This is a genomic window from Peribacillus sp. NPDC096540, assembly GCF_050278525.1.
Taxonomy (GTDB): Bacteria; Bacillota; Bacilli; order Bacillales; family DSM-1321; genus Peribacillus.
This window is the reverse complement of the sequence record NZ_JBNNTG010000017.1, coordinates 15,860-35,264: the sequence shown is the minus strand read 5'-3', so window position 1 is coordinate 35,264 and position 19,405 is coordinate 15,860. Positions and strand designations below refer to the sequence as shown.

Annotated in this window: 14 protein-coding genes; 1 reads left to right on the top strand and 13 read right to left on the bottom strand. The window is 39.6% G+C overall.

Annotated features, from left to right (window positions below; translation table 11 throughout):
• Position 1: 1 nt before the first annotated feature.
• The 9 genes from polA to ACQKMR_RS15375 form a co-directional block, all read right to left on the bottom strand.
• The gene (gene polA, locus ACQKMR_RS15415; protein WP_427698081.1) at positions 2–2,626 is read right to left on the bottom strand and encodes a DNA polymerase I; all 2,625 of its coding nucleotides are present in this window, start codon (positions 2,624–2,626) and stop codon (positions 2–4) included.
• A gap of 121 nt (positions 2,627–2,747) precedes the next feature.
• Positions 2,748–3,680, bottom strand: coding sequence for a protease modulator HflC (gene hflC / locus ACQKMR_RS15410; RefSeq protein ID WP_427698080.1), 933 nt, complete (start codon positions 3,678–3,680; stop codon positions 2,748–2,750).
• The gene (gene hflK / locus ACQKMR_RS15405; RefSeq protein ID WP_427698148.1) at positions 3,677–4,693 is read right to left on the bottom strand and encodes an FtsH protease activity modulator HflK; all 1,017 of its coding nucleotides are present in this window, start codon (positions 4,691–4,693) and stop codon (positions 3,677–3,679) included. The genes hflC and hflK overlap by 4 nt, the downstream gene beginning before the upstream one ends.
• Positions 4,694–4,946: 253 nt before the next feature.
• Positions 4,947–6,725 (bottom strand): two-component system histidine kinase PnpS, encoded by a 1,779-nt coding sequence (gene pnpS / locus ACQKMR_RS15400; RefSeq protein ID WP_427698079.1) that lies wholly within the window; start codon positions 6,723–6,725, stop codon positions 4,947–4,949.
• On the bottom strand, positions 6,709–7,440 hold the full coding sequence (locus tag ACQKMR_RS15395) for a response regulator transcription factor (protein WP_427698078.1): 732 nt from the start codon (positions 7,438–7,440) through the stop codon (positions 6,709–6,711). Before ACQKMR_RS15395 ends, pnpS begins: the two co-directional genes overlap by 17 nt.
• Positions 7,441–7,718: 278 nt before the next feature.
• Entirely contained in the window at positions 7,719–8,654 is a 936-nt protein-coding gene (gene mdh / locus ACQKMR_RS15390) for a malate dehydrogenase (protein WP_427698077.1), read from the bottom strand.
• A 129-nt stretch (positions 8,655–8,783) separates the two neighbouring features.
• Complete coding sequence (gene icd, locus ACQKMR_RS15385) at positions 8,784–10,055, bottom strand: NADP-dependent isocitrate dehydrogenase (RefSeq protein ID WP_427698076.1); 1,272 nt, start codon at positions 10,053–10,055, stop codon at positions 8,784–8,786.
• 149 nt (positions 10,056–10,204) lie between these two features.
• Positions 10,205–11,320, bottom strand: coding sequence for a citrate synthase (citZ, locus tag ACQKMR_RS15380; RefSeq protein WP_427698075.1), 1,116 nt, complete (start codon positions 11,318–11,320; stop codon positions 10,205–10,207).
• Positions 11,321–11,855: 535 nt separating this feature from the next.
• Positions 11,856–12,317 (bottom strand): DUF441 domain-containing protein, encoded by a 462-nt coding sequence (locus tag ACQKMR_RS15375; protein WP_427698074.1) that lies wholly within the window; start codon positions 12,315–12,317, stop codon positions 11,856–11,858.
• Between the two features lie 188 nt (positions 12,318–12,505).
• On the opposite strand from ACQKMR_RS15375, the gene ytvI reads away from it, so the two are divergent.
• Positions 12,506–13,633, top strand: coding sequence for a sporulation integral membrane protein YtvI (gene ytvI, locus ACQKMR_RS15370; RefSeq protein WP_427698073.1), 1,128 nt, complete (start codon positions 12,506–12,508; stop codon positions 13,631–13,633).
• Positions 13,634–13,724: 91 nt separating this feature from the next.
• Here the strand turns inward: ytvI and aceA are convergent, their stop codons facing one another.
• The 4 genes from aceA to pyk all read right to left on the bottom strand — a co-directional run bounded on the left by aceA (position 13,725) and on the right by pyk (position 19,308).
• Positions 13,725–15,008 (bottom strand): isocitrate lyase, encoded by a 1,284-nt coding sequence (gene aceA / locus ACQKMR_RS15365; protein WP_427698072.1) that lies wholly within the window; start codon positions 15,006–15,008, stop codon positions 13,725–13,727.
• 47 nt (positions 15,009–15,055) lie between these two features.
• Positions 15,056–16,648, bottom strand: a complete 1,593-nt coding sequence (aceB, locus tag ACQKMR_RS15360; RefSeq protein WP_427698071.1) for a malate synthase A — start codon at positions 16,646–16,648, stop codon at positions 15,056–15,058.
• A gap of 425 nt (positions 16,649–17,073) precedes the next feature.
• Positions 17,074–17,466: an FxsA family protein gene (locus ACQKMR_RS15355; RefSeq protein WP_427698070.1), complete on the bottom strand. Its 393-nt coding sequence runs from the start codon at positions 17,464–17,466 to the stop codon at positions 17,074–17,076.
• An 81-nt stretch (positions 17,467–17,547) separates the two neighbouring features.
• Complete coding sequence (gene pyk, locus ACQKMR_RS15350; protein ID WP_427698069.1) at positions 17,548–19,308, bottom strand: pyruvate kinase; 1,761 nt, start codon at positions 19,306–19,308, stop codon at positions 17,548–17,550.
• Positions 19,309–19,405: the final 97 nt, after the last annotated feature.

Sequence of the window (19,405 nt, the reverse complement as noted above, 5' to 3'; positions counted from 1 at the left end):
ATTATTTGGCATCAAACCATGTTGGCCCGTAAGCATAATCCACTTTAAGAGGCACGTTTAATTCAATAGCATTCTCCATTTCCTCTGGCACGATTTTCTTAAGGAGTTCGAGTTCTTCCGGCGGCGTTTCAAAAATTAATTCATCATGTACCTGCAGAAGCATTCTCGTTTTTAGCCCCTCTTTTTTCAGACGCTTATTCATATTTATCATGGCAAGCTTGATGATATCTGCTGCACTGCCTTGGATTGGTGTGTTCATCGCTGTCCGTTCCGCAAAACTTCTGATGTTGAAATTACGGCTTGTAATCTCAGGAATATAGCGCCTTCTTTGCAGCAAAGTCGTACTATATCCTTTTTGACGGGCTTCATGTATGCTCTCTTCCATATATTCCTGTACACCAGGAAAGCTTCTTAAATACTTCTCAATGAACTCTCCCGCTTCTTTTCTAGTAATGCCAAGGCTTTGTGAAAGTCCGTAGTCACTTATACCATAGACAATCCCGAAGTTAACCGCTTTTGCTTGGCGCCTCATATTCGAGGTGACTTCCTCTGCTGATACATGGAATACATCCATAGCTGTTTTTGTATGGATATCCATCCCAGCCTGAAAGGCTTCTACGAGTCCGCTATCATTAGCGATATGCGCAAGCACACGTAACTCGATCTGAGAATAGTCAGCAGCAAAAATGATCCAATCCTTTTCAGAAGGGATAAACGCCTGCCTGATTTTCCGGCCTTCTTCGAGTCTGATGGGAATGTTTTGCAGGTTAGGATCTGTCGAGCTTAATCGGCCAGTTTGAGTCAATGCTTGGTTGAAACGAGTGTGTACCTTATCTGTTTTCCTATTGACCACTTTGAGCAAGCCTTCAATATAGGTGGATTGCAACTTACCAAGCTGACGGTACAGTAAAATTTCTTTCACAATATTATGCTGGCCCTCCAATTTTTCCAGCACATCAGCTGACGTAGAATAGCCTGTTTTAGTTTTCTTCAATACTGGGAGCTCCAACTTTTCAAAAAGAATGACCCCAAGTTGTTTCGGTGAATTGATATTGAAGGCCTCTCCAGCCAAATCAAAAACTCGCTCTTCGATGGTTTTTAATCGAATAGCTAATTCCTGCCCCATGTTTTTCAGTCGTCCAATATCTACCTTTATACCCTGCCACTCCATATTAGCCAAAATAATGGACAAAGGCAGCTCAAGTTCCGTTAACAAATGGTATTGCTCAAACTCCTGCAGCTTTTCAACCATAGGTTCTTTTAAAGAAAAGATTGCCTTCGCTTTTCTGGCGATATGCTCTCTCAATTCAGCTTCTTCAGGTACCTTGCGTTTTGCCCCTTTACCATAAAAAACATCATCGATTTCAAGTCGTATGGTTCCTTGAGTTTTCGTGATTTCGGCCACTTCATCCACTGACTCTGCAGGATCTAGAATATATGATGCTAAAAACACATCAAAATCAATGCCTTTTATTTCGACTCCTCGATGGCGCAGTGCTACAACCGTGCGCTTTGCGTCAAAAACCGTTTTCTTTTTTGTTTCATCTTCTGCCCAAGATTTAAATACATCTGAAGTCAGCGCCGTCTCTCCATGGAAGTAAAAATGCCCATGTTCATTGCTGACTGCTATTCCAATAATGTCTGCATGATGATAATTATCTTCTAAGATTTCAACATATAAAGAACTTCCATCAGCAAACAACTCTGCTGTCATTTCCGAAGTGTGAACCTCAATTTTTTCTTGTTCAATCGGTACACTTTCTGAAACATCCAATTTATCAAGCAGAGTCGAAAAACCCAGTTCTTTATAAAATGAAATAACCCTATCCTGGTCCATTCCGTTGTACTCGGTCTCGTTGACCATAACTTGAATTGGCGCTTCCCTAGTAATCGTCGCAAGCTCTTTGCTTAACAAAGCAAGGTCTTTATGCTCTTCAATTTTTTCCTTCAATTTTTGACCGCTTACCTCATCAATCGAACGCAGCAGGTTCTCAACCGTTTCAAATTGGTGCAATAATTTAAGTGCCGTTTTTTCACCGACACCCGGTATGCCAGGAATATTATCGGAAGCATCACCCATCAATCCTTTTAAATCAATGATTTGCAGGGGTGAAAGGCCGTATTTTTCATGTATATGCTTTGGTGTATATTCCTCAATTTCAGTGATTCCCTTTTTCGTGATGGAAACCGTCGTACTCGGGGAAGATAATTGGGTTAAATCTTTATCACCGGAAATGACTTTTACCTCAAAACCATCTCTTTCCGCCTGTAGCGACAGCGTACCGATAATATCATCAGCTTCGTAATTTTCCAATTCATACCTTTGTATTTGGAAACAGTCGAGCAACTCGCGGATAAAGGGGAATTGCTCAGATAATTCAGGTGGCGTTTTCTGGCGTCCACCCTTGTATTCTTTATATGTCTCATGTCTGAATGTCGTTTTACCGGCATCAAAGGCCACAAGAATATGCGTTGGCTTTTCTTCTTCAAGAATACGATTAAGCATCATGGTAAATCCGTACACAGAATTCGTATGTACCCCTTTATCATTATTCAAAAGCGGAAGCGCAAAAAATGCGCGGTAAGCAATACTATTTCCATCTATGAGAACTAACTTTTTATTCAAATTCGTCTTCCTCCAGTCATACAGGGTTATGTAGCTTCTATTTATAAACGCAAAAAGCCGTTCATTTTCTTCCTCTATTCTACCATGAGTAGAAGTGGAAAGAAAAATGACGGCGACTAAGCTATTTTGTGTTTCCCATTAACAAGCTAGCATAGGGTGAATCTGATGGCAGAATGATGACCGTTTGATCTCCAATCGTTTTTTTATAAGATTCAAGTGTCCTGTATAGTTTATAGAAATCAGGATCTTTGGAAAACGACTTATTATAAATTTTCGCTGCTTCCCCTTCTCCCTCAGCCCGAATCACTTCTGCATCTGCCTCTGCAGTCGAAAGCAATTCTTTTACTTTTCGATCTGTATCCGCAATAATTCGGTTTTTCTTCGCATCTCCCTTGGACAGGTACTCTTGTGCTTTCGATTCTCGCTCGGAAATCATCCTTTTAAAGACGGATTCTTCGTTTTCCGCAGGCAGATCCGTCCGTTTTATCCGAACATCAGTTAGGCTGATCCCGTAACTGTCCTTTTGTAGCAGTTCGTTAACTTTCTCCGTAATGCGGTCGTTCAAGCTTCCCCTCGATGACTTCTCATCATTAATAATTTCATCATAATTCAACTGGCCCAACTCTGAACGTACCGCCGAATAGATGAACTCTTCCATTCTCGTTTCCGCATTCTCGAGTGTTCTTGCATTGGTAATCAATTTTTTCGGGTCCTCTATCCTCCAGACAGCATAGTTATCAATCAACATCCGCTTTTTATCTTTTGTATTGATTTCAGCCTCCGAAACATCAGAACTCATTTGATATTTTGGCAGGGTTACCACGCTTTGAATGAATGGTACCTTCGCCTTTAATCCCGGGGTTTTATCGATTCTAACCACTTCACCGAATTGGCGGACGACTTTATATTCACCCTCCTTGACGATATACACATTGGTAAAGATAATCAGCAGCAACGCGATAAATATTATGAGGAAAATCCCTATTTTAACATAGCCTCCCCAGTGAAAATTACCTTTCTTCATCTCATTAAAATCAATTACTTTTCCGCTCATTGTTTGGTGCCTCCTTCCCCTGTCGCTTTTTCTTCAGGTACAGATTCATTTTTCGTTTCTTCTTCAGGAATAGGCGTTTTTTTCGTTTCATCTTTTTCTAGAGAGCGAAGTGGTAAGTACTTCATTGTATTTCCATCATCATTCATGATATAAATCTCTGCATTTGGTAATACTTCTTCAAGAGTTTCAATAATAAGACGGTCTTTTGTAATACCCTTATTTCCTTTATATTCACTAAATAATTTTTCAAAAACCGCTACATCCCCACGAGCAGCTTCCGTACGAGCGGCTTTATCACCATTTGCCTGTGAGATAATGGCGTCTTTTTCCCCTTCAGCTTCATTAATACGTTTGTTTTCATATTTATCCGCTTCATTGATTTTCGTATTCGCCGTTTCTCTAGCATCTGTGACATTCGTAAAGGCTTTCCGCACTTCTTCATTCGGTAACTCCACATCCTGGAGCTTAACCGCTGATATTGATATGCCTACATCGTATTTCTCCATTAACTGTGATAGCAGTTCCCGGACATCTGCTTCAATTTGTGCTTTTCCGGAAGTGAGTGCATCATCAATTTTCGTGCTTCCGATAATACTTCTTAAAGCAGCGGAAGTCGTGTCAAATAAAATTTTCTCTGGATCATCTGCATTGTACAGGAATTTTGGAGGGTCTGTAATTTTCCATTGAACCACTAGGTCAGCAAGAACAATATTTTCATCACCAGTAATCATCTTAGTCTCTCTCGGATAATCTGTTACCTCTCCATTTTCCTCTTTGTATCCAAATTTAAGACTGAATGTTTCTTTCGATAGTTTTTCAACCGACTGAATCGGCCAAGGCAGCTTAAAGTGAAGGCCTGGCTCTGTAATCGTCTGCTCAACCTTACCAAACGTCATAATGACAGACTGATCGGATTCATCCACCGTGTACCAGGTCGATATCGCAACTACACCAAAAATTAAAATAAGAAATACTAGTCCTGTGATTGTATATATCCTTTTTAAACTAACGATATGTATCACCCCTTATTTGCCGTTATATCTTATTTACGCAAGGAAGGGTCTAAAGTTTCATAATAATCAAATATTTTCCTTATGAGAATAGTAAAGAGGACAGATAAAGGGGTATATAACAAAAAGAAAAGACAGAGACTTAATGTCTCTGTCTTCGCCTAACTCCTTGGATGAGGGGTTGTACAACCATTGTATCCCGCCATTATGAAGTCAGTTTAAAGAAATTGTAAAGGACGTGTAAATTCACCACTTCCTAAACTTTTCCTTTTAAGCTTTTATTTAGCGTGACCGTAAAGGTCGTACCCGATCCCGGTGTACTTTCTACTTTGATTTTACCTTTATGGACTTCTATAATATGCTTGACGATAGCGAGTCCGATGCCTGTTCCCCCTGAATCACGACTCCTTGCCTTATCAATGCGATAAAACCGTTCAAAGATTCTTGGAAGTTCTTTTTCTTCAATACCAATACCGCTATCTTGGACTACAATATCCACCGTTTGTTCATTTTCAGTGACGTTCACGGTGACCCACCCTCCATTTGGTGTATATGTCAACGCGTTAGTAATCAAATTAATGAAAACCTGTTTGATCCTGTCTGATTCCCCTTCAACAAAAACCGACTCCGAAGAAGCTATTATCTCAAGAGTGACTTCTTTTTCCTTCAATTTACCAATAAGCATCTCTTGTATTTCACCAAGCACATTTGTAATATCCACGACGCCTGCTTTTAAAACAAATTCCTGTTGCTCCATTTTTGATAAATTAAGAAGTTCTTGAATGAGTTCTTGCAGCCGATCACTTTCTTTTAAGATAATGCTTAAGAAGTGCTTCAATGTTTTTTCGTCTTTTAAAGCCCCATCGAGCAACGTTTCTGAAAAGCCCTTTATAGAAGTAATCGGCGTCCTCAATTCATGGGATACATTGGCCACAAAATCTTTCCGCATTTGCTCGAGCCTTTTCAATTCGGTAATATCATGGAAAATAAGGAGAATCCCCTTCCATTCGTCATGAGTACCGATAATCGGAGCTCCGTATATCTCAAAATGCTTACGTTCAAGGGCAAGCGGTATTTTCACTTGGCGTTTTATTGTCTTTTCCGTCCGGAAAATTTCTTCTATTATTGAAATGACTTCTTGATCTTTAATGACTGAGTAAAATACTTGAAACAAAAACGTAGCCGAGTTTACACCGAAGCTTTTTTTGAATTCCCGGTTTATTAAGGTCGTATAGCCTTTACTGTCGATTAATAGAACTCCACTACCGATATTTTCAACCAGTGTTTCCAAACGATCCTGATTCATTTCCCTCGCGGTTTCTGTTTCCTGTAAATTCCTCGCTAATATGTTAAGCGAAGTCGTCAGCATCCCTGTTTCATCAGAATGCTGATCGAATGTCCGAGTTCTATAATTCCCCTTTGCCAATTCAATGGCTGCCATCGTCGCTTCCTCAATCGGCCGGGTATAATAAGTAGTGATTTTACTCGCAAGCATGAGGATAATGATCAAGGCTACCCCTAAACAAATGATCAATATTTGCCACATTTGCTTATTAACTTGGTGGATGGCCTCTATTTCGTTGCTATGAACAACAAATCCTTCAATTTCTCCATCCTTTTCAACCGTTTTCCAATAATAATGGAGATCCGATTCTCCCTCGACAACTTCATATCCTTCTTCTTGCTTAATCCCTTTTTCCAAGATGATTTTTCGAAGGACATTGGCATGGTTTTTATGTAGCTCATTTGAAGATGTTGAATCGTATAAAATCTCTCCACTCGCTGAGAGGATGGTTAAATTGGAATCTAACAGGGGTGTTAATTTTGCTGTTTTCCCTTCTTCCAAAAAGGCTGTGATCCCCCCATGCTCTTGAATATATGTAGAAATGAAAAATGTTTCGTTCTGTATACGCTCATTAAATGTTTTAATATAATAACTTTTGAACAAATGTCCCAATAAAAAGCCAACGGCCATCATGACGACCATCACCAACATGATGAGGGTATAAAGAAGCTTTTTACGATAGGTGGTCATTCTTTTTTGGCTCCTCAAGCTTATAACCTAAGCCTCTGATCGTTTTGATATAAATAGGTTTTCTTGTATCCTTCTCTATTTTTTCACGAAGATGGCTAATATGGACATCAACGATTCGCGAATCTCCCGCAAAATCATAATTCCAAACCGCACTTAAGAGCTGATCTCTTGTTAATACTCTTCCTTTATTCTTTGCAAGGTATAAAAGTAATTCAAATTCCTTTGGAGTTAATTCTAATTGTTGTTCATCAAAGAATGCTTCGTAACGTTCCGGATAGACTTTCAGACCGCCTAATTTTAGGAATCCATCTTCCTGATCAAGACTTGTTTCACTGCCATTCGATTGAAGCTGGGATCTTCTTAGTATTGCCTTAATTCGGGCAACCACCTCACGTGGACTAAAAGGTTTGGTTAAGTAATCATCCGCCCCTAGTTCAAGACCAAGCACTTTGTCAAATTCATCGTCCTTAGCTGTCAGCATCAAGATTGGTATATTGATTTTTTGCTGACGAAGCTGTTTACACACTTCAAGCCCATCCATTTTAGGCAACATCAGATCCAATACGACTAAATCCGGGCGTATATCCACAGCAGCCTGCAGCCCTTGTTCCCCATCTAGAGCCGTGACTACCGAATAGCCTGCTTGTTCTAAATTATACTGAAGTAAGGTAACTATTGATTGTTCATCATCCACTACGAGAATTTTCTTTGACATTAGATCCTCCTGAATTATGTATTACCCCTGAGACTTTTTTCAGTCTACTCATCCAACTCTATTATAAAGAATATTATATGAAATTTACACATAAAAAAAACATCACTGAAAAGTAATCTTACTATTAGCAGGGGTCATCGTCCCAATTATGGTTATTAAACATGGATTATTTAAGTCCCGCTTAGAATCGGCCAGAAAAAAACTGCCCGGTTGGATGGAGGGATCAGGCCTTAGCCTTCCCTTCCATTCTTCCAGGCAGTCTTATTTTTGAATGTCTCTTATTGTAAAACTTGCATTACTGCTTTAACTGATTCAACTGATTTAGAAAGTGCTGCTTTTTCGTCTTCAGTCAATTCAAGTTCGATGATTTGTTCGATACCATTTGCACCTAGTACAGTTGGCACGCCAAGGTAGATTCCTTCGAATCCGTATTCGCCTTCAAGGTAAGCGATAGAAGGTAGAACGCGACGTTGGTCTTTAAGGATAGCTTCAGCCATTTCTACTAGAGAGGCAGCGGGTGCATAATACGCACTTCCATTTCCAAGAAGGTTAACGATTTCTCCGCCACCAGTACGTGTACGGGCAACGATTGCTTCTAAACGATCTTGAGGAATCAATGTTTCCAAAGGAATTCCGCCAGCGTATGAGTAACGTACTAGAGGAACCATATCGTCACCGTGTCCACCAAGAACGAAACCAGTTACATCTTTAACAGACAGGTTTAATTCTTGAGCTACGAAAGTACGGAAACGAGCTGTATCAAGAACACCAGATTGTCCAATTACACGTTCTTTAGGGAAACCTGATTCTTTGTATACAGTGTAGGTCATTGCATCTACTGGGTTAGTTAAAACGATGATTGTTGTATTTGGAGAATGTTTAACCACTTCTTTAGTTACAGATTTCATAACTTTTTGGTTAGTTTGAACTAAGTCGTCACGGCTCATACCAGGTTTACGTGCGATACCAGCAGTGATGATGACTACGTCAGAATCAGCTGTATCTGCATAGTTAGAAGTACCGATGATGTTAGCGTCAAAACCTTGAACTGGAGCTGCCTCCGCCATATCTAGTGCTTTACCTTTTGTTGGGTTTTCAGCTTGTGGAATATCAACTAAAACGATATCACCAAGTTCTTTTTGAGCTGCTAGAAATGCTGCTGTAGCACCAGTGAAACCTGCACCAACTACTGTAATTTTTTTGCGTTTAGACATATTATTTTCCTCCTTAAAATATGCAAATATTTTTGGAAACTTTTAACGTCTTTATCCACACATATATATAAAGCCCTCTGAAAAAGAAGACCGTATCGGCTCTTTTCCAGAAAGCATCATAAGTAAAAATTATTTAAGGTTTTTGATAAGTTCGTCAGCGAACTCAGAACATTTAACTTCTGTTGCACCTTCCATTAGGCGGGCAAAGTCATATGTAACGACTTTAGAAGCAATTGTTTGTTCCACTGATTTTGTGATGCTGTCTGCAGCTTCGTTCCATCCAAGGTGTTCAAGTAAAAGAACGCCTGAAAGAAGTACTGAAGATGGGTTAACTTTATCAAGACCAGCATATTTAGGAGCTGTTCCATGAGTTGCTTCGAAGATAGCATGTCCAGATTCGTAGTTGATGTTTGCTCCTGGAGCAATACCAATTCCGCCAACTTGTGCAGCAAGTGCATCAGAAATGTAATCTCCGTTTAAGTTCATTGTTGCAACAACATCAAACTCTTTAGGACGAGTTAGGATTTGTTGTAAGAAGATATCAGCAATAGAATCTTTAACGATGATTTTGCCTTCAGCTTCAGCAGCAGATTGTGCTTTGTTAGCAGCTTCAGTGCCTTCAGCTTCTTTAATTTGATCATATTGGTTCCAAGTGAACACTTTCTCAGCGAATTCTTGTTCTGCAACTTCATAACCCCAAGTTTTGAATGCGCCTTCTGTAAATTTCATGATGTTACCTTTATGAACAAGAGTTAATGATTTACGGCCTTCTTTGATCGCATAGTTAAGTGCAGAGCGAACAAGACGTTTCGTTCCTTCTTCAGAAATTGGTTTAATACCAATACCAGAAGTTTCAGGGAAACGAATATTTTTAACACCGAATTCATTTTGTAGGAATTCGATTAATTTTTTCGCTTCGTCAGAACCTTTTGCATATTCGATACCAGCATAGATGTCTTCAGTGTTTTCACGGAAGATAACCATGTCAGTGTCTTCAGGACGTTTAACTGGTGAAGGAACACCATCAAAGTAACGTACTGGACGTAGACATACGAATAAGTCTAATACTTGACGCAATGCAACGTTCAATGAGCGGATTCCGCCACCGATTGGAGTTGTAAGAGGTCCTTTAATAGCGATTAGATATTCATTAATGACATCAAGAGTTTCTTGTGGAAGCCATTCGCCTGTTTGGTCAAATGCTTTTTGTCCAGCTAAAACTTCTTTCCATTCGATTTTCTTTTCGCCATTGTAAGCTTTTTCAACTGCTGCGTCTAAAACGCGTGAAGCTGCTGCCCAGATATCAGGACCGATTCCGTCTCCCTCAATAAAAGGAACGATTGGGTTGTTTGGCACGTTAAGAGCACCGTTAGTAACTGTGATTTTTTGGCTTTGTGTCATGTCTCTTTACCTCCGATTCAAATTCAAAGGTTAGCTGGCCGCTTTATTTAAGCAGAACCACTAACCCTTTTTACTCACATCTATTAATTTACTACAAAATCGTTGAAATAAAAAATAAATTTTTGAAAAAACTTTTATTTATTCAAAAATTATCTGTTTTCAATCGGTACGTATTTTTGCATACCTGGTCCAACATACTCTGCACGTGGACGGATCAGACGGTTGTTTGAATATTGCTCTAGGATATGAGCAATCCAGCCTGAAGCACGGCTTACTGCAAAGATTGGTGTAAATAGGTCATGCTCGATGCCTAAACTGTGGTATACAGAAGCAGAATAGAAATCAACGTTTGGTGGAAGATTTTTTTGACCCGTTACAATTTCATGAATTTTGATGGACATATCGTAGTATTGTGGTTGACCAGTAAGTTCAGTCAATTTTTGGGACATTTCTTTAAGGTGTTTAGCACGTGGATCACCTTTACGGTATACACGGTGGCCAAAGCCCATGATTTTTTCTTTATTAGCTAATTTTTCGTTGATATAAGGCTCAACGTTTTCTACAGAACCAATTTCTGTAAGCATTTTCATAACTTGTTCGTTAGCTCCGCCGTGAAGAGGGCCTTTTAATGCGCCGATAGCAGAAGTCACGCCAGAATAGATATCAGATAATGTAGCTACACATACACGTGCAGTGAATGTAGAAGCGTTTAATTCATGGTCAGCATGTAGAACTAATGCTTTATTGAATGCTTCTTCTTCGATTGCCGTTGGTTCATTACCGCTTAACATATATAAGAAGTTAGCAGCAAAGCTTAGATCAGTACGTGGTGCAACCGCTTCTTTTCCTTGACGGATACGAGCGAAAGTTGTTACCAATGTAGGGATTTTTGCTTGGATGCGAATTGCTTTAAGGTAGTTTGCTTCTTCACTCATTACATCTGCTTCTTCATCATATAGACCAAGAAGAGAAACTGCTGTGCGAAGAGCTCCCATTGGATGTACTTTATCAATTGGGTATGTTTTGAAATGATTAACTACTTCCGCTGGAATTTCAGCATTTTCAGCAAGTTGTTTAGTTAATTCTTCTAATTGGCTTTTGTTTGGAAGTGCTCCATGCCATAAAAGATAGATTACTTCCTCGAATGTTGCATTTACAGCCAAATCATCGATATCATAACCTACATACGTTAATGTATCATCGATAATAGAGCTTACTGATGAAGTTGTTGCTACCACACCTTCAAGACCTTTTGTTGCTGTCATACTAAATCTCTCCTTTTCCTAAATATTCCCCTATGCCCTTGCTTATAGCGTATAAATATAGCGCTTCCAAGAAATTAGCTTTAACTCCAACCATCTATTTTTTAGCAGAAGACATACACCTTACTATTGAAAGCGTTCACAGAATATGACCACAACATAGTAATATGCACGATAATCTTTTATACGAAATTCTAAAAATTAATGCTTGTAGCTATTCCTCGTGAGCGCTGCTCAATAACTACATCTTTTTTTAAGATTCCTCAAAATATCAATGATATTCTGAATCCTATTTTTAATAAATCAGAGCAGTTACATGATTATTATAAACAATAAACACTTTTTTGGGAATGAAAAGCACCTAAAATGTGAAAAAATTATTATTTTATTAGAAAAATTAGCTACATATTCCCTTGCATTTTTTAGAGAAATGATTATCGTTTTTTTGAAAATTTGATACTAAGCAGAATAAATGAAACATTAAATAGAATTTTTTTATTCCCACCCTCTCAAACCATTCTATTATTTACCATTTTTTTTATTTGAAGAAATCGAAGATTTGCATGCATAGATAAGCAATTCCTGCCCCAATTAACGGGCCAACAGCCACACCTTTGAATAATGCGACCGCAAGAATCGTCCCAAAAACAAGAGCCGTAGTAATATGCGGATCATGTGAAAGGAGGGTAATTCCATTTTTCGCAATAAGGGCAACTGCTATTCCTGATGCGAGCGCAATCCATGCATAAGGTGACTTAATCGCATCTCCGAGTTCCTTGAAACCAATCGCTCCATTTGCAATCGGGATTAGCACTGAAATCGTAATGATCGTGACTCCTAAGTTGATCCCTTTCGCTTCTAAATATGGAAACACTTTCGCATCAAGGCCGATGAGTTTCATGATTAAAAGAAAACCCGCAGCCGCAATCAGTGATGTGTTTTTTCCAACCCAGCCGATAGCTGCAAGTAAAATTAAAAATACGACAGGACCGTTTATCATTCTCCCTTCACCTTCTTTCTTTTTGTTATTTTAACATAACAACCTCCACTCTTTCTCAATAGGAGATTGATTTAGAAAACGATACAAAAACGGAAAAAAAACAAGCAGAAAGACGAAAGAATCTTTCCTTTCTTTTCCAACGTCGTTACAATTATAATACAAAGTTTATGTTAGAAGGAGGGTATGTCTTGAATCCTGTTTATATTTATCGTTTCATTCGTTTTTTACTGGTCATCGGAGGCATAATTTTAGGTGGTATTGCCTTGTTCTATTTATCTAAATATACATATCCATTCATAATTGCCATGATTATTGCGTTCTTGATGAACCCTTTGGTTACTTTTTTTGAAAAGAAAGGCCGGTTACCAAGGGGATTGGCTGTGTTCGTTTCCCTTTTACTCATTTTTCTTTTATTTGCAGGACTCATTACCCTGTTAGTTACCGAAATTATTTCAGGTACCAATTACCTTGCTGGTGTCATACCTGAACATATTGAAACTATAGTAGATTATATCGAAACATACATCGCGACCACTATCATCCCTTTATATAATCAAACAGCCGCTATGTTCAATAATTTAGATATCGAACAGCAAGACACCGTACTCAAGAATATCCAGAATATTGGCGAATCCATCACTACCGGCGTCAGTAGTTTTATCCAAGCGTTCTTAAAAAATATTCCCACAATAATCGGCTGGTTTCCAACTACAGCAACAGCACTCCTCTTTACCCTGCTGGGCACTTTCTTCATTAGCAAAGATTGGGATCACTTCGGCCGTATAACGGGAAAGTTTTTACCTGACAAGATTTTTGCAGGTGCAAAGCGTTTATTCCGGGATTTAAAACGAGCTTTATTCGGGTTTATCCGGGCACAATTCACACTTGTTTCATTGACAACGGTTACGATTCTGATTGGTTTACTCATTTTAGGAGTGAACTATTCAATTACAATTGCCTTAATTTGCGGCTTGGTTGATATCATTCCCTATTTGGGTACCGGGACCATATTTATTCCATGGATTATTTTTGAATTCATTACAGGGAATACTAGCCTTGCAATTGGTTTGTCAGTGCTCTACATTATCGTAGTTGTCCAGCGTCAATTAATTGAGCCCAAAGTTCTTTCTTCTAGTATCGGATTGGATCCACTTGCTACTCTCGTTGCCTTATTCATCGGTTTCAAATTAATCGGTTTTCTAGGATTGATTGCAGGCCCTGTGGTCCTTGTCATATTTAATACACTTCAGCGCGCTCATGTCTTTAAGGCCATTTGGGCATTTATTATCGGGGCGGATACAAAAAAAACCACCTAAAGCTCTAGAGCTAACTTTTTTCAGAATTCTCTCGTTCCTATAAAAAGAATCCGCCTCAAACTCGAGGCGGATTCTTTTTATAGTCTATCTATTATTTTGAAGTCTCAAATTGTTCTGCTTCAGTAGAGCCAGCAAGTGCTGTTGTAGATGATGTTCCACCAGAAACAACTTGTGCTACTTCATCAAAGTAACCAGTTCCGACTTCACGTTGGTGACGAGTTGCAGTATAGCCGTCAATTTCACTAGCGAATTCTGCTTGTTGAAGTTCTGAGTATGCAGCCATTCCACGGTCTTTATAACCAAGAGCGAGGTTGAACATACTGTGATTCAATGAGTGGAAACCAGCAAGAGTTACGAATTGGAATTTATAACCCAATTTCCCCAATTCAACCTGGTAGTTAGCAATTTCTTCATCACTTAATTTTGCTTTCCAGTTAAATGATGGTGAGCAGTTGTAAGCAAGTAGTTTACCAGGGAACTCTGCATGAATCGCTTCAGCAAATCGGCGAGCATCTGCTAGGTTTGGTTCAGAAGTCTCGCACCAGATAAGATCAGCATATGGTGCATATGCTAGACCACGTGCAATCGCTTGGTCAAGACCTGCGTTTGTACGGTAGAACCCTTCTAGAGTTCGCTCACCTGTGATGAAAGGTGCATCAACCGGATCGATATCATCCGTGATCAAGTCTGCAGCATCTGCATCTGTACGAGCAATCAAGATAGTTGGTGTTCCCATTACGTCTGCTGCTAAACGGGCGGATACTAAATTACGTACTGCCGTTTGCGTTGGAAGAAGAACCTTACCGCCTAAATGACCACATTTTTTCTCGGAAGAAAGTTGGTCTTCAAAGTGAACGCCTGCAGCTCCAGCTTCAATCATACCTTTCATTAGTTCGAATACATTAAGAGCACCCCCGAAGCCTGCTTCAGCATCCGCTACGATTGGAGCAAACCAATCAATATCATCTTTTCCTTCCGCAAAGCTGATTTGGTCAGCACGTTGCAGTGTTTGATTAATGCGTTTAACAACCTGTGGTACAGAGTTAGCAGGGTATAAGCTTTGGTCAGGGTACATTTGTCCAGCGATATTAGCATCAGCAGCTACTTGCCATCCGCTTAAGTAGATTGCTTTTAAACCAGCTTTTACTTGTTGCATTGCTTGGTTACCAGTTAATGCTCCTAGTGCGTTAATGAAATCCTCTGTATTTAAAAGGGTCCATAGTTTTTCAGAACCACGGCGAGCTAATGTTTGCTCGATATCGATAGAACCTCTTAATTTGATAACTTCTTCAGCGGTATAAGGCCGTTTAATTCCAGTCCAGCGTGCGTCATTTTCCCAGCTTTGTTGTAGTTTTTGCGCTCTTTCATTAGTCATTATAATTTCCTCCTAATTTATATTAAAATATATTAATTAACTAAATATTAAGATAATTGTTCGTATGCCGGATTTGTTAAGAAATCCGCAAAGTCATCTGCTGCAATCAATTCTTCAAATAGTTTAGTAGACTCTTCAAATTTCCCTGATTTGAAAGCTTCTTCTCCTACTTCTGATTTAATGACTGCTAATTCTTCTTCTTTAATCTGATGGAATAATTCTTCGGTAATTTTTCTACCATCTTCTAGAATCCCTTTTGGATGACGGATCCACTGCCAAACTTGAGCACGTGAGATTTCAGCTGTTGCCGCATCTTCCATTAAGTTATGAATAGGAGCTGCGCCTCTACCACTTAGCCAGGATGCAATATACTGGATGCCTACGTTAATGTTCGTCCGTAATCCAGCTTCCGTTATCGTTCCTTCTGGTACTTCTAGCAATTCTTCTGCTGATACTTGAACATCTTCACGCTTCCGATAGATTTGATTCGGTTTTGGAACAAGGAGGTCAAACACCTCTTTTGCTGTACTTACCATGCCTGGGTGGGCAACCCATGTCCCATCATGACCGTCTCTCGCTTCGCGTTCTTTATCAGCGCGTACCTTAGCAAACGCCTCGTCATTTTTGACCGGGTCATTTTTGACTGGAATTTGTGCAGCCATACCGCCTATTGCCGGAGCATTACGAGTGTGGCATGTTTTGATTGCTAGTAAGGAATACGCTCTCATGTTCGGGACAGTCATCGTAACCTGTAATCTATCAGGGAAGATAACATCATCCGAGTGACGGAATTTTTTCAAGAAGCTGAAGATATAATCCCAGCGGCCACAGTTCAGGCCTGCAGAATGTTCTTTCAACTCGTACAGAATTTCATCCATTTCGAATGCTGCAAGAATCGTTTCAATCAAGACAGTTGCTTTTATAGTTCCTTGCGGGACTCTTAAATCGTTTTGTGCATAAACGAAGACATCATTCCATAATCTAGCTTCGAGATGGCTTTCCATCTTCGGTAAGTAGAAGTATGGACCGCTTTCTTTTTCGATTAATGCTTTTGCGTTGTGAAAAAAGTATAGTCCAAAGTCGAAAAGGCTAGCTGATATTGGCTGTCCATTTAAAAGAACATGCTTTTCTTCTAAGTGCCAGCCGCGAGGCCTTACTTTTAAAACAGCTGTTTTTTCATTTAATTCGTATACTTTTCCATTTGGATTTTCAAATGAAATGGTACCGCGAATTGCATCGCGTAGATTTAGTTGACCATCTATACAATTTTCCCAAGTGGGTGAATTGGCATCTTCAAAATCAGCCATAAAAACATTGGCACCTGAGTTCATAGCATTAATGATCATCTTACGGTCAACCGGTCCAGTGATTTCAACCCTGCGGTCTTGCAAGTCATTCGGGAGGGGCGCAATTGTCCAATCACTTTCACGAATATGCTTCGTTTCTTCAAGAAAATTAGGCAGCTTGCCTTGATTTAGGTCCTCTTGAACGATTTTACGATGTTCCAAAAGTTCTTTTCTTTTTTCACCGAAATGCCGTTCAATTCTTTCGATAAATTGAAGAGCTTCAGTTGTAAGTATTTGTTCATATCCGGGCTTAACAGTACCTGTAATTTGTAAGCCTTTTGCTTCAGTAATCATGTTGCTTCTCCACATCCTTCCAAGCTCTTTTATGTTATAATACAGTTGTTTTACTTCTTGTTTGTATTATATAACACACTGCGTAAATTTGTCACCAGTTTTTTCTAAAAAAGATCAAAAAAGAGAATATTTAACTTGGGAAAGCCTGGTATAACAACGTTTCTCTAAGAAAGTAATTAAAATATTCTGTTATTTAATACAAGTTTTGCTTCCGAAAATCATTTCGTGATCAGTGAAACAGGTGAAATCTCAACTATAAAAATACTCTCAAGATTGGCTCCTATAATTAAAAACTTAAACAATGAAAGAGACTTTTCAGGAAAAACAAAAAGCATCCTTGGAAAAACCGAGGATGCTAATGATAAATTCATTTCTCCAGACCAAAAGAGGCTGTCTAAAAAGTTTAGCTTTTAGACAGCCTCTTACTATTTATGGCGAATAATTGTTACTTTTCCTTTATTCATCCTGTTCATAATAAACCGGATAACGATCGGTTTGAGGAGATTCCGGGTTGGCGGAAATACTAGGATTAACCCTATGATATCCGAGATAAGTCCCGGTAACAGCAACAAAGCAGCTCCAATAAAGATACAGATTCCATTAATGATTTCATTTCCTGGCATCATTCCGTATCGAATCTGTTCCTGCGCCTTTTTCCATGTTTCCATTCCTTGCCGCTTGGCCAAATAGGCACCGATTAAACCGGTGGCTACAATCAGAAACAGCGTTGGCCAAAAACCAATCACATTGCCTGACAACAATAGGACACTTATCTCAATGACCGGCATCGCAATGATAAACAATAAAAAATATTTCATCTACATTCCTCCTGCACAGCCCACGTATGGTGCGGTACACTCATCTTACCTCATTGGATCGAAATCATCCAAAATTTCGTTCTATAAAACGTTAGCATGTCCATCATAAATGACTCCGCGACTAGCATCGACTGTAATTCTTTGTTTATCCTTAAAGATTTTGGTCGCATTTTCTGCTCCAACGATAACTGGAATGCCCAAAGTGACTCCCACAACAGCTGCATGGCTTGTCAAACCGCCTTCTTCAGTAATCAATGCAGCACACTTTTGAATTGCCGGCATCATATCCCGATCAGAACCAATTGTAACCAGTACTGATCCTTCAGTTACTTTTTCCAAAGCTTCCTTGGCATTCCTAGCTATAACCACTTCACCTTTCGCAGATTTCCTGCCGATTCCTTGTGCCTTCAAAAGAACTTCTCCTAGCATATGAATTTTCATTAAGTTAGTTGTACCTGTTTCACCTACAGGCACACCAGCTGTAATGACGACTAGGTCTCCATGGGACACTAATCCGGAATGCAGACTTTCATCGATTGCCGTTTGGAGCATTTCATCCGTCGTCGTCGCTTTTGGTCCAATCTGCGGGTAAACCCCCCAGACCAATGCAAGTCTTCTTGAAACATGATCGTTAGATGTAACAGCGATAATCGGTGCCTTAGGACGATATTTAGAAATCATCCGTGCCGTATGACCGCTCTCGGTAGGCGTAATGATTGCGCCGACGTTTAGATTAAGCGCTGTATGGGCAACAGACTGGCCAATAGCATCAGTGACATTATGACGATTCACTTTGCTTCTTACTGATAATATTTCCCGATAATCAAGGGCTGTTTCTGCACGAGAAGCAATATTATGCATCGTTTGAACGGCCTCAACAGGGTAAGTCCCAGCTGCTGTTTCACCGGATAGCATGATGGCATCGGTTCCATCAAAAATGGCATTGGCCACGTCACTTGCTTCTGCACGGGTCGGCCGTGGGTTACGCTGCATCGAATCGAGCATTTGCGTAGCTGTAATAACTGGTTTCCCGGCATTGTTACATTTTTTGATCAGTTGTTTTTGGACAAGCGGCACTTCTTCTGCAGGAATTTCCACTCCTAAATCTCCGCGAGCTACCATCAAACCATCTGACACTTCCAGGATTTCATCAAGACGGTCAACGCCTTCTTGATTTTCAATTTTAGGGATAATTTGAATATATTCCGCTCCATTCTGTTGCAGAAGTTCACGCACTTCTAGAACGTCAGAGGCCCTACGGACAAAAGAGGCAGCAATAAAGTCAATTCCCTGTTCAATTCCAAATAGGATGTCCTGTTCGTCTTTCTCCGTGATACCTGGTAGGTTAACTGAAACACCTGGCACATTCACACCTTTTTTGTTTTTCAGCGTTCCACTGTTTAAAATTTTCGTATGGATTTCTTTTTTGACTTCATCCACCTTTAAGACTTCAAGACCAATTAAACCATCATCTAACAAAATTTTGGATCCCTTATTGACATCATAGAGAAGTCCCTCATAGGTAATAGAAAATTTTTCAGGCGTTCCAAGGACTTCATTCATGGAAATAGTGACTTCATTACCAGCCATCAACTCTATAGCATCGTTCTCCATATTATTCGTCCTTATTTCCGGACCTTTTGTATCTAATAGGATAGCAACCTGTTTCCCTGCTTTCTCTCCCGCTTCCCTAATATTGCGGATTCTAGCGGCATGCTCCTCATGATTTCCATGAGAAAAATTCAGCCGAGCTACATTCATTCCTGCTTCTATTAATTGAACCAGCTTTTCTATACTTTCACTTGCGGGACCAATTGTACAAACAATCTTGGTTTTTCGCATGGTGTCAACCTCCTTTAAAGAAAACTCGCCGACTGTCCACCTTTTGGCAGACAGGGCGTAGTAATTATAAGCTTACTTTTTCTAATTTTGGAATACT

Coding starts and splice junctions, on each gene's coding strand:
- ACQKMR_RS15395 (WP_427698078.1), bottom strand. CDS start 7,440: ATGTCAAAGAAAATTCTCGTAGTGGATGATGAACAATCAATAGTTACC.
- aceA (WP_427698072.1), bottom strand. CDS start 15,008: ATGACTAATGAAAGAGCGCAAAAACTACAACAAAGCTGGGAAAATGAC.
- hflC (WP_427698080.1), bottom strand. CDS start 3,680: ATGAGCGGAAAAGTAATTGATTTTAATGAGATGAAGAAAGGTAATTTT.
- icd (WP_427698076.1), bottom strand. CDS start 10,055: ATGACACAAAGCCAAAAAATCACAGTTACTAACGGTGCTCTTAACGTG.
- pnpS (WP_427698079.1), bottom strand. CDS start 6,725: ATGACCACCTATCGTAAAAAGCTTCTTTATACCCTCATCATGTTGGTG.
- ACQKMR_RS15375 (WP_427698074.1), bottom strand. CDS start 12,317: ATGATAAACGGTCCTGTCGTATTTTTAATTTTACTTGCAGCTATCGGC.
- pyk (WP_427698069.1), bottom strand. CDS start 19,308: ATGCGAAAAACCAAGATTGTTTGTACAATTGGTCCCGCAAGTGAAAGT.
- mdh (WP_427698077.1), bottom strand. CDS start 8,654: ATGTCTAAACGCAAAAAAATTACAGTAGTTGGTGCAGGTTTCACTGGT.
- citZ (WP_427698075.1), bottom strand. CDS start 11,320: ATGACAGCAACAAAAGGTCTTGAAGGTGTGGTAGCAACAACTTCATCA.
- aceB (WP_427698071.1), bottom strand. CDS start 16,648: ATGATTACTGAAGCAAAAGGCTTACAAATTACAGGTACTGTTAAGCCC.
- ACQKMR_RS15355 (WP_427698070.1), bottom strand. CDS start 17,466: ATGAAATATTTTTTATTGTTTATCATTGCGATGCCGGTCATTGAGATA.